The sequence below is a fragment of the Peribacillus sp. NPDC076916 genome (assembly GCF_050269675.1).
Lineage (GTDB): Bacteria > Bacillota > Bacilli > Bacillales > DSM-1321 > Peribacillus > Peribacillus aracenensis.
On record NZ_JBNNIU010000030.1, the window covers coordinates 1 to 11,339 of the forward strand.

General features: G+C 38.6%; 9 protein-coding genes. All 9 read right to left on the reverse strand.

The genetic code is table 11. The features are described from left to right. Nucleotides 1-93 precede the first annotated feature (93 nt). On the reverse strand, nucleotides 94-579 hold the full coding sequence (locus tag ACQKFG_RS28050) for a (2Fe-2S)-binding protein (protein ID WP_427564358.1): 486 nt from the start codon (nucleotides 577-579) through the stop codon (nucleotides 94-96). Between the two features lie 4 nt (nucleotides 580-583). Beyond that, the gene (locus tag ACQKFG_RS28055; protein ID WP_427564360.1) at nucleotides 584-1,459 is read right to left on the reverse strand and encodes an FAD binding domain-containing protein; all 876 of its coding nucleotides are present in this window, start codon (nucleotides 1,457-1,459) and stop codon (nucleotides 584-586) included. Between the two features lie 51 nt (nucleotides 1,460-1,510). Further along, nucleotides 1,511-3,931 carry a xanthine dehydrogenase family protein molybdopterin-binding subunit gene (locus ACQKFG_RS28060; protein ID WP_427564362.1) on the reverse strand — a complete coding sequence of 807 codons (2,421 nt, stop codon included), beginning with the start codon at nucleotides 3,929-3,931 and terminating at the stop codon, nucleotides 1,511-1,513. Beyond that, nucleotides 3,912-4,553: a nucleotidyltransferase family protein gene (locus ACQKFG_RS28065; RefSeq protein ID WP_427564364.1), complete on the reverse strand. Its 642-nt coding sequence runs from the start codon at nucleotides 4,551-4,553 to the stop codon at nucleotides 3,912-3,914. The genes ACQKFG_RS28060 and ACQKFG_RS28065 overlap by 20 nt, the downstream gene beginning before the upstream one ends. Continuing rightward, nucleotides 4,540-5,598 carry an XdhC family protein gene (locus tag ACQKFG_RS28070; protein WP_427564366.1) on the reverse strand — a complete coding sequence of 353 codons (1,059 nt, stop codon included), beginning with the start codon at nucleotides 5,596-5,598 and terminating at the stop codon, nucleotides 4,540-4,542. Before ACQKFG_RS28070 ends, ACQKFG_RS28065 begins: the two co-directional genes overlap by 14 nt. Nucleotides 5,599-5,631: 33 nt before the next feature. Next, entirely contained in the window at nucleotides 5,632-6,399 is a 768-nt protein-coding gene (locus ACQKFG_RS28075; protein WP_427564368.1) for a response regulator transcription factor, read from the reverse strand. 157 nt (nucleotides 6,400-6,556) lie between these two features. Beyond that, nucleotides 6,557-8,116 (reverse strand): class I adenylate-forming enzyme family protein, encoded by a 1,560-nt coding sequence (locus ACQKFG_RS28080; RefSeq protein WP_427564370.1) that lies wholly within the window; start codon nucleotides 8,114-8,116, stop codon nucleotides 6,557-6,559. 984 nt (nucleotides 8,117-9,100) lie between these two features. Further along, nucleotides 9,101-9,949, reverse strand: a complete 849-nt coding sequence (locus ACQKFG_RS28085; protein ID WP_427564372.1) for a UbiD family decarboxylase domain-containing protein — start codon at nucleotides 9,947-9,949, stop codon at nucleotides 9,101-9,103. Further along, complete coding sequence (locus tag ACQKFG_RS28090; protein WP_427564374.1) at nucleotides 9,870-11,126, reverse strand: benzoate/H(+) symporter BenE family transporter; 1,257 nt, start codon at nucleotides 11,124-11,126, stop codon at nucleotides 9,870-9,872. Before ACQKFG_RS28090 ends, ACQKFG_RS28085 begins: the two co-directional genes overlap by 80 nt. Nucleotides 11,127-11,339 lie beyond the last annotated feature (213 nt).

Sequence of the window (11,339 nt, forward strand, 5' to 3'; positions counted from 1 at the left end):
GATTGTTGCCGTTTGTTTTTCTGCATTTTTCTCTACCCGAATATGGTCATACGTTTGCTCTGCTATAGTCATTTGTTATTTCCCCTTTTCTATTTAAGATGAGATCGCTGTTTTTTTATTTACAATCGTTTTCTCGATGGCATTAATGATACCGTCATACCCCGTGCAGCGGCATAAGTGGCCAGAAAGCATTTCTTTGATTTCCTTGGTAGATGGATCTGGCTTTTTTTCAAGATAATCTGTTGTAGACATTAAGATACCTGGTGTACAAAATCCACATTGAAGACCGTGGCATTCGACAAAGTTTTTCTGTAGACCTGTCAACTCACCATTATTTTCTAACCCTTCAACGGTTTTAATTTCGTCCCCATCTATTTGTACAGCAAACATGAGACAACTTCTCACAGCTGTGCCATTTACGTGTACGGTACAAGCACCACAAACACCGTGTTCACATCCAACATGTGTTCCAGTCAGTCCGCATACATCTCGGATAAAATCACTTAACAGCATTCGTGATTCCACTTCTTCTTGATAGACTTTGCCATTAATAGTTACTTCCACTTGATGACGTCCCATTTCTCTACCTCCTTGCCCTTTCATAGGCTTGTGTTAACGTACGCTTCGTTAAAACTTTAGCAAGATGTGTTCGATACTCTGCTGAAGCATGAAGATCTGATTCGGGCTCAACTGCTAATTCTACACTTTCGACTATTTTTCCTAGCAAAGAATTGGACAGTGTTTCCCCTATCATGAAGTCTTCTGCATCCTCTATTAACAAAGGAATGGCCTCAACTCCGCCAAGGGCTAATCTTATGGATGAAATCTTGTCATGATCATCAACTGTCATATAGCAAGAAGCAGCAACTAACGCGAAGTCCCCATGCCTCCTGGCAATTTCCTGAAACGAATACCCTCGTCTACCTCCAATGATTGGAATATTAATCTCCGTTAAGATTTCTGTAGGCATAATATCTGTCGTCAAATAAGTAACAAAGAAATCTTCTGCACTAACGTTTCGAACCTCATCCTTTGATGCAATTTCCACTGAACCGTTCAGTGTTAGCAAGGCAAGCGGGAGCTCGGCACTTGGATCGGCATGAACAATGCTTCCACCTATGGTTCCCCTATTCCTTGTTTGCACATGTCCAATTTGAGTAATTGCTTCGGTTAATAGACCGCAGGTATTGGCTACCATTTCAGATTCTTCTACTTTACTTTGTCTTGTTAAAGTTCCTATTTGAAGTAGATTTTGATTTTCATCATTTTTAATATAATCTAGTTCTGTTAAGCCATTAATATCAATTAAGCACTTGGGTGATGCAAGTCGCATATTCATAATGGGAACTAAGCTTTGCCCACCGGCAATGATCTTTCCATCTTCACCGGCTTCGTCTAAAAGATTCAATGCTTCTTTTAGTGTGGTAGGTTTATAGTAATCAAACTTTGGTGGTTTCATATTTCCCCTCCCCTTCGGTAATCCTATTTTTATGAGATTCAGAATAATTGTTTAAGGAGCTGTCACTTTTTCCTTTGCCTCACTGAGTAACTTCCAAATGCGATTAGGACTTAATGGTAGCTCATCGATTATAATATCTAAATGGGCTAAGGCATCACTTACGGCATTGGCAATCGCCACCGGTGCACTCATGGTATTCCCTTCACCCAAGCCTTTGGCTCCTAAAGGAGTAAGAGGGGACGGAGACTCCGTATGTTTAATCGTTACATTAGGGATTTCTGGAGCAGTTGGGCATAAATAATCCATAAATGATCCCGTTAAGAACTGTCCATTCTTGTCATAAGCTAATTCCTCGTATAAAGCGCCACCAACACCATGAGCCAGACCACCCATGATTTGTCCATCAGCAATCAACGGATTTAAAAGCTTTCCAGCATCATGAACGGTGAAATAATCTATTATTTTCACTTCTGCTGTATCCGGATCAATTTCCACGGTCACCATATCCGCAACAAATCCGTATGTGACAGAGGAATTGATCAGGTCGTTATCATCCGGCGGTTCTGCAGCCTGAGGTGTATAATAATGAGTTTCATAGATTCCTGGTTCCATTCCTTCAGGTAATGCAAGCGGATTCCAATGTGCTAGACCTGCAAGGCGCTTGATAGGAAACTTTTTAGTAGGATTATCCCTTACGTAAATGAAACCCTCTCCCAGCTCGAGCTCAGAGACGTCTACACCAAGTTGAGAGGCGGTAATGTCAAAAAGTTTTTTCCTTACCTTTTGGGCTGCATAATAAATAGCGCTTGAACCTAACGAGGCAAACCGACTTGAATAGCTTCCTGAAGCGATGGACCAAGGACTAGTCGCTGTATCAAGTTCAGCGATTATATTTATTTGTTCCCTTGGTATCCCTAAAACTTCAGATACAATTTGGGCTGCCACAGTTTCGTGTCCTTGACCTGTTGGTGCAGTGCTAATTCGCACGTTTACACTTCCTAATGGATCCATTGAAACAGTAGCCGCTTCTGATGCCCCTGATTTCGGTAAGGATTTCGCTCTTTCTTCTGGTGTTAAGGCAACCGTGATATATCCCATATTTGATCCGGATGGTTCGACGATACATGCAAGGCCGACACCTAAAATTTTTCCGTTTTTACGCGCTTCTGCTTGTTTTTTTCTAAAGTTCTCATATTTCCCCGTTAAAAGGGCGAGTTCAAATGAATTCTCATAATCCCCACTGTCGTAAATTCCACCCGAAGCTGTTGTGAATGGAAATTGTTGTTTTTTAATCAGGTTTTTTCTAATCACTTCAGAGTGGTCCAAAGAAAGTTCTTTTGCAATAAGCTGCATAATTCTTTCGAGGGCAAAGTAATGCTCCTGTCCCCCGTAACCACGGATTAACCCGGTAGGTGACTTGTTTGTCATGACTGCAAACGCTTCAATATTTAAATTTGGTATATCGTATGCCCCGGTTGAGTTGGCATGGTTACGGTATAAGCAGGCTGGTTCTGGTGCGCGAATATAAGCACCAACATTATCCATTAATTTCATTTTTAAACCGGTGACCTTGCCATCATTTTTGACGGCGGCTTCAATGTAGGTCACGCGATCTGTTCCGCTCGCACTTGATGAAAGATGTTCCTGTCGATCTTCTATCCATTTAACTGGACAGCCGAGAAGTTTACTTGTGATGGAACAAAGAACGATATATGGGAAAAGCCCTGCCTTTATTCCATAACTTCCCCCAATATCCTTTGGAATGATCAGTCTTAATTTATTGCTGGGGACTTGTAAGGATTGAGCCATGATTGCCTGAATAATAAAGGGTCCATGAAAATTAGCATGAACATTATACTGATTATGAGCAGAATCATAGTTTGCAACCACTCCATATGTTTCAACAGGGGTAGCCGTATATTTCGGAAACTTATATTTATGCTTGACGATATGATCTGCTTCTTTAAAGGCTTTGTCTACATCTCCATAATGGAATTGACGATGATTGGCGATATTCGACCCAACATTTTCATGTAAGATCGGTGCATCCTCTTGTACCGTTTTCTCAATATCTACAATGGCTGGTAATTGTTTATAAGAAACTTTAATCTTTTCCATTGCGTCTTCGGCAGTATAACGATCCTTGGCAACTACAATGGCAACAGGTTCTCCAACATACCTCACCTTTTCGATGGCAAGAGGAAAATACTTAACTGGTGCCGTAACCCCAACACTAAATGGTTTTACATGGTCTTTTATGTCTTGACCGGTTACTACTCCCTTTACTCCCTGCATTTTTACCGCTTCGGTTGCGTCTATGGATATTATATAAGCATGAGGATGTGGACTACGTAAAATTGCAGCATAGCCTGTATTTGTTGTGTTACCAAGATCATCAATATAAGTTCCTTGACCGGTTAGTAGCCGTTTGTCCTCCACCCTCGTAGCAGACTTACCTATTACCTTTGTCATGTACAACCCCCCTCTTTTTAATCAATCTTTGATAATCGTCTATTGTGTCAACATCAGGAATAATGTGCTGATTCATTGGTGCATATACAACTTCCCTGCTAAACTTTTGAATGACGGACTTTCCACCACTATCTCCTTCTACCTGTAAAAGATGATGAAACATATCTCGTTTGAATAAAACAGGATGCCCCTTCTCGTTGTTTAAAAAAACCGACTGAACGATGGATGGCCTATTCTTTACTTGGTAGGTTTCAACAATTCTGTTTATTGAGCCTTCATCCATTTCAGGCTGATCGCCTAAAAGAATAACCATGGCCTCTACTTGTTGGGGTAAAGCTTCCAGTCCGACTTTAATCGAAGTAGACATACCTAAATGTGAATCATGATTCTCTACCACTTGTTTTATACCAGGAACAGATACCGCCTCTAACAACCCATTCACTTTTGGATTTATCACAACAACCATCCCATCAAGTACTGAGTGTAAACACGTTTCGATGACATGAAGAACTAGTGTCTTTTGTTGATAGGGCAAAAGCATTTTTGGAGTACCCATTCTGGTTGAAAAGCCCGAAGCTAAAATGATCCCCCAGACTTCATGATTCTTATCATTGATAAGCAATCACTCTCCTATGATCTCTAGAGGTATACAAAAGTTCCTTACCCTTCGTTTGTTTTAAATGCATCGAATTACCACCACGATGAACATTAACCAATTCTGCAGCAATACTGATAGCAATTTCCTCTGGAGTTTTTGCACCAATATCAAGGCCTATAGGACTATAAATACGGTTTAACTGTATTTCATCAATAGTGAAACCGTTCATTATCGGTTGGAGCAACTGGTTTGTTCTAGTTGTTGGTCCTAACACTCCGATATAGGCTACGGATGAATGTAACAACGATTTTAGAACCAATTGGTCTTGAGTAAAATTGTGGCTCATCACAATAGCATAACTATGTTCACTTAATGGAACGGAAGCGGGGTGGTCTCGTTCATAGCATATTAATTCATCGGATAAGGGAAAATTTCTTTTATTTACAAAGCCCGGTCGATGATCTAATACATTTACAGTCCAGCCTAAATTTTTAACCGTCTTCACCAATGGAACAGCGTCTGGTCCTGCACCAAATATGTAAAGGGTAGGAACCGGCGTAATATGGTCATAGAAGACTTCACTGTTATCTTTCATCTTGAGATCCATTGGTTTCCCAATTTGTAAATTGGAGTGAACCCATCTCTCACCGATCTTAGATTCTTCTTCATCACGAGTTATGGTTGCTATGATAATGGGCTGACTTGTTGTAAAAGCCTCTCTCATTAACTTGCTTCTTTCATGTTGACCAACAGGATCAAATAGCTCTATAAAAATCTCAATGGCTCCATTACACCCTACACCTAAGCCCCAAATTTGGTCTTCTTCGCCTCTGAAATCGTAATGGATTTTTTTGGGTTTTTCTGTCTGTAAAACTTCTTTTCCGTGCTCAAGGACATCACCTTCCACACATCCTCCACTTAATAAGCCTATTAACTCTCCATCTTCAGCAAAAAAACATTTTGCCCCTTCTTTCTGGTAGGTTGAACCTTCGACACGTATGACAGTGGCCAGAATTCCTCTTTTCTTTTCTCTGACACACCTGTCCATCTCATTTATTATGGTAATCATAACCACCCCTCCCAAAGTGAAAAAATATTTTTTTCAATTGATATCTTTTTTTCTTTCCCAGAAAAAATGTTCTCGATACTGAGTTGGAGTTTTTCCTTCTATTTTCTTGAATGTTGTTGCAAAGTAACTGGAATTTGCAAAACCGGTGTTATTAGCAATAACATCAATTGGTAGTGAAATCATTCTTAACATATTTTTTGCCTTCTGAACACGAATCCAAGATAAGTATTCTACAAATGTCATCCCTATTTCTTCCTTAAAAGATTTACTAAAGTAGGATGGGCTTAAATAAACCTTATCAGCAATATTTTTAAGAGTAAGACATTCATTGTAATGTAACTGAATGTATTGTACGGCACTTTGAATCGGTTTTCTTAAATCTAATTCGAATTCACCTTCATTTTTAATCGTCTGACTTATTTCCATTTTAATTATTGGTCTTAAAACACGATCGAATATGTTCAAAAGCTGGTTTTTAGTAAGCGGTTTCAATAAATAAGCTGAAAAACCCGCATTAATGGCTGATTGGACGATTTCAAACATTTTTAACCCTGTAATTGCAATGATGGGTAAGTCTGGATAGATAAGTAGTACGTTTTTCCCAAAATCTATGCCATCCATGTTCGGAAGTGAAACATCCATTATAAGCGCACTTGGACGGGATTGTTTAAGCATCATCATAGCCCGTTGTTCGTTATTAGCTTCATAAATACGAAGAAAGTTATAGTCGCTATTTTCAACAATATGACGAATATTGCTTATACAGCTTAGGTCTGTATCAACAATTAGCAGCTCTGCCATAGGACACCTCTTTACTTCTATGTAAATTTATTATAAAAATATTCAGAAATAATTAGTTTTAATTTTTTAAGATGAGAGTTATAAAAATTTAACCACTTTCACTAGAGTTAGAAAATACATCTTTTTCAACACTCTCAGCGGAGAGATTTATTTTATATCAGCCTACAGAATCGCTTTGATTTTGTAGTGCCTCAAAATCACCCTCACGTAATTTTCGGCGTAGGATTTTTCCAACGGGGCTTTTTGGCATTTCCTTAACAAATGTATACTTTCTTGGTCTTTTATAGTTCGACATGTTAGGATACCTTTTACAAAACTCATCTAACTCTTGTGCTGTAACCGTTTCGTTTTTAGAGACAATATAGGCGGATATGATTTGTCCCAATCGATCATCCTGCTCTCCAATAACAATAGCTTCCAAAACGTTTGGATGTTGTGACAGACAATCTTCAATTTCTAATGGATGAATATTTTCTCCCTCAGAGATAATCATATCGTCAAGCCGACCAACAACGAATAAATCGCCGTCTTCATCAAGAAAACCAATATCTCCTGTAAAATACCAACCATTGCGCATCGCTTTAACAGTAGCATCAGGGCGATTCCAATACCCCTTAAATGCTTCAATGGAATCTAAATTTGAAATTATTTCACCAATTTCTTTTTTCCCAACTATATCTTCGGGAGTAGAACGACCGTCGGGATCTGCTTTTACAATACGAAGATTTTGGTGAATACCTGGTTTACCTACACTGCCTGGCTTTTCAGATACATTAGGACAAATAGAAAACGTATATACTTCTGTACTGCCGTAATGATTTACAAATACCTTTGGTTTAAGTAACTTCACACATTGATTTACTAATGTAGTGGTCATTGCAGCACCTGCATATCCAACTTTTTCAAGCTTGGATAGGTCATATTTATTGAAGTCTGGATGTGTTAGCATATCATGATAAAGCGTAGGGATTAAATAAAGGGAAGAGATTCTTTCTCTGTAAATAATCTCAAGAGCATCTCCAGAATCAAAGTCTGGCAAAATAGCAATTTTTCCATTTAATAACGCCATGGTAAGCAGTGAACGAACGCCCATTGTATAATAAAGCGGCATTACTCCTAGTGTACTTTCCCACATCTTGTACTGGTTTTGGACGATATGTGCCATCGCTGAGGAATATTCATTCCTATGGGTACGTGGTACTCCCTTTGGACGTCCTGTTGTTCCTGACGTGTATAACATGATCGAAATATCATTTTCATCTAAAGTAGGCTTTTGATAGCTACCTGGGCTTCGGCCTACTAGTTCAGGATAAGAAATATCTACACCAATATAATTCTCATCACCTATCAAAATTGGCCTTTCAGAAAAGTTCGATCCTAATACGGCATTTTGACTGGCTGATTCATAGACGACAGCTTTCGCTTCAGCATCGTTTACACAATACTCGACCTCTTTAGTGGATAATCGGTCATTAAGCGGAGTATAGATCGCACCAAGTTTTTGTAATGCCCAATAAATGATTACATTTTCAACTCGGTTCTTTAAGATGACTACAACACGATCCTGCTTCTGAATGCCTAGACGCTGCAAAGAGGCTGCAATTTTTTCTATTTCTTGTTGTAATTGGACATAAGTATAGCGTTTTTGGTCTTGAACTAAAGCGATATGGTTTGGGTAGCGCTCAACTGCAAAATCGAATAATGTACCTAAATTCATTTTACATCTCTCCTTTTTCCCTTGAGTTGTGCTTATCTTATTCTAAATGTCTTTTTGATTCGTTTTTTTTATTCTAAGAAAGGCCAGTTTTGGTTTTTTAGCATGGAGGCTGTTGGGGTATTATCCTTGAGTCAGTTGATTCCAAAGCCCCCCACACCCTTTACGATTATTCAATAAGATATAGATTTACAATCGAGTAGTCACCCTTCACTGCTACCCAACTATAGAAATATCAGCTTAATACATATTTTCTATTTTTTTGCACCCCATGATGCATATTTTAAACACCTCTGAATCTACTCCCTAGACTGTTCAATTTCTGCTGACAATTTTAAACTCCCTATACCTTCCATCATGAATACCCCCTCGCTTTATATTACTTTACTAAAATAACATATGATAGAAGAGTGATGTTTCAAAAAATGATTTTAAAATTAAGAATGCATGTTTAAATTTATTAACAGACATAATAATCGATAACTTACTTTTGGTATTCAATATTTCACTTTCCTCATATCAATATTTTTCTTAGTACAAACAATGTACCTATATTGAATCTATTAAAACTGCTAAAAACAAGCCAAGGTTCATTATTAAAAAAACCTAGGCTTCCTGTTCCTTATAATTCCATCTAGAAAAGGTAGTTTAGTTGTTTTGATAGTGGTTTTAAAGGAAAAAATAAAGCATAAATCCACTTATTTTTCAACAGACTTTGCAGGTCTTTTTTACCCAGTGAATCAAAGGCATACTGTTCAACATGAATTCAAAAGTTTGACTAATACTTTTTGTACAGGTTTGCTTACATTCACATTGAATAGAGGAGAATATGAATGATAACTTGTAGGAAATGAGTGAAGTATTTTTTTGATTACCCATGTTGAAAAGGCTGACACCAAAAGGTCAAGCACTAAGCCTTTTGAGTCAGCCACAATTTTTTCATATTTTTTAGAAGTCTATATCTCCTTCAAGGTGAACTGATTGAATCTATTTATCAGGATTTATGTAATTATCTAGATTACATTCATTGTAGCCGGGAATTTGAACTCGCAAGTATCGCATTTCTTTACTGTCTAAGGGGATTGTACAGTCAAATCCCATCTTCGAGCCCACTCCATTGCGTGTTGACGGGTCAAGCTTCGAATTTTGTGCTTCATGAACTACCACTAAATCTCTGTCTGCTTGAAAGCGGGTTGCGATTGCCCATTCCACATCTTCCATATTAAAAATATCAATCTCTTCATCCGTTACGACGACATGTTTAATATCAAAACTATTAGCAAGTGCTGCTATAATTGCATTTTTAGCTTCACCCTCATTTCTTTTATTAATGGAAACAATGGCATGATACCGACATGTACCACCAGGGATCATATGAACCGCTTTTACGGATGGAACGGTCTGTCGAATGCTCTGAAAGAGACTTGCCTCATGAGGGATACCACCAAGCAAAAGATGTTCGTAACCCGCAGGGACAATGGTATAAAAAATAGGGTTGTTACGGTGAGTGACAGCCGTAATCTCAATCACCTCTTTGTCACTGCGTGGTCCATAGTATTTTGGGAATTCTCCAAAAGGGCCTTCAGGCTCTCGAACATGCGGAAGAATTTTTCCTTCTAACACTATTTCCGCATAAGCCGGTACATCGATATCTACCGTCTCACAATGAACGACTTTCAACGGTTCCCCCCGAAGGGCACTTGAGATTTCCAGTTCATCTACCCCGAATGGAGTACTTGAATGTTTATTATATATTTCAAACTCCTTGAGAAACGTTAGAATCTGTACTATTTTTACTTTGTTGAACAATGAGGGTTTTAAAATCAGGCTTTTCAATAATTAGTGAAACAGCAACACCACCCAATATCGCCCAGAATGGAGAGCTTATATCATAAAAATGGACTCCTGACATCGCAATGATAAGGGCAAAAAATGAACCAAATTGGAATTGGGGTTTAGAAAACGCTTCCTGTAATGAACTTAAAAGAACTCCCATCATAGCCAGTCCTGCAACAGTGCTGATTAATACTTTCGGCATTGCAGCTACAAAAGGCATGACTGTACCTGCAAACAATCCAAAGGTAGAAAATAACACACCACATACAACCACTGCTGCATATCTTCCTTCCATTTGACCAGCTTCTTTTGATGCGCAGATTGCTGTCATTGATCCTGCAATATTCGCATTATGACCTCCAAAAAAAGACGTAATCCCCCCGCCAATTCCGCTTAAAATCGTCATCTCATTAACCGGTGGTTTATATCCTTGGGTGTTTAACACACCTGTAGCCTGGGCGTTTTCAGCACCAATTACTAAAAGTGCAAGTGGGATGCCCATTGAAATAATCGCATCAATATTGAATGATGGAGTCACTAGTTGAGGAACGACAAAAACGGAACTCACATCTTTCACTTGGAATTCTCCCATCCAAACCGATAAAATGATAGCAACAGCAAATGATATTAAAATAGGTGGGAATTTTTTTATATAACGGAATGAGAGAAGATACACGAGGATGGATGAACCTGCAATGATTGGTGCTTTTTCGAGGGATGCAATCATCTCAGTCCCAAAACTAATCATTGTTCCAACTACCATTGACATAACAATTGGAACCGGAATCCAGTCCATAACTTTACCAATAACCCCTGTTATCCCTAACATAAAGACAATGAGACCTGCTGCCAAATAAGCACCAGCAGCTTCATTTAAAGAATAGTTTGACAGTGAACCTACAACAAGTACTGCACCTGGAATTGAATAAGCACCAGCAATCGGCTGCTTATTTCTTACGGAGATGATTATTCCTAATATCCCACCAAAAAAATATATGGCAAATAACCAAGAAATCATTTGTGTTTGAGTTAATTCACCATTTGATGCTCCGTTTATTATAATTAGCGACGGACCAGTACAGCCAAAAATTGCTGCCAGCGTTCCTGCACTAACCGTTCTTATATTTAAATGACTTAATAAACCTTTCTTGTTTTCAAAACCCTTTTTTAACTGCATACCTTCAATCCTTCCCATATCGTTCTATTAAATTCCCTGAATCAAACATGATTTAAAGCGACTTTTCTTGATCTAAAATGAGAATCACCGGCAGAGGCTGCCGGTGATTCTCATTTTATTACTTCCCTGTAAAAACTGGTTTTCTCTTTTCTACGAACGCATCTACGCCTTCTTTAAAGTCTTCTGTTGTGCGAAGGAGGCCGTAGGCTTTCC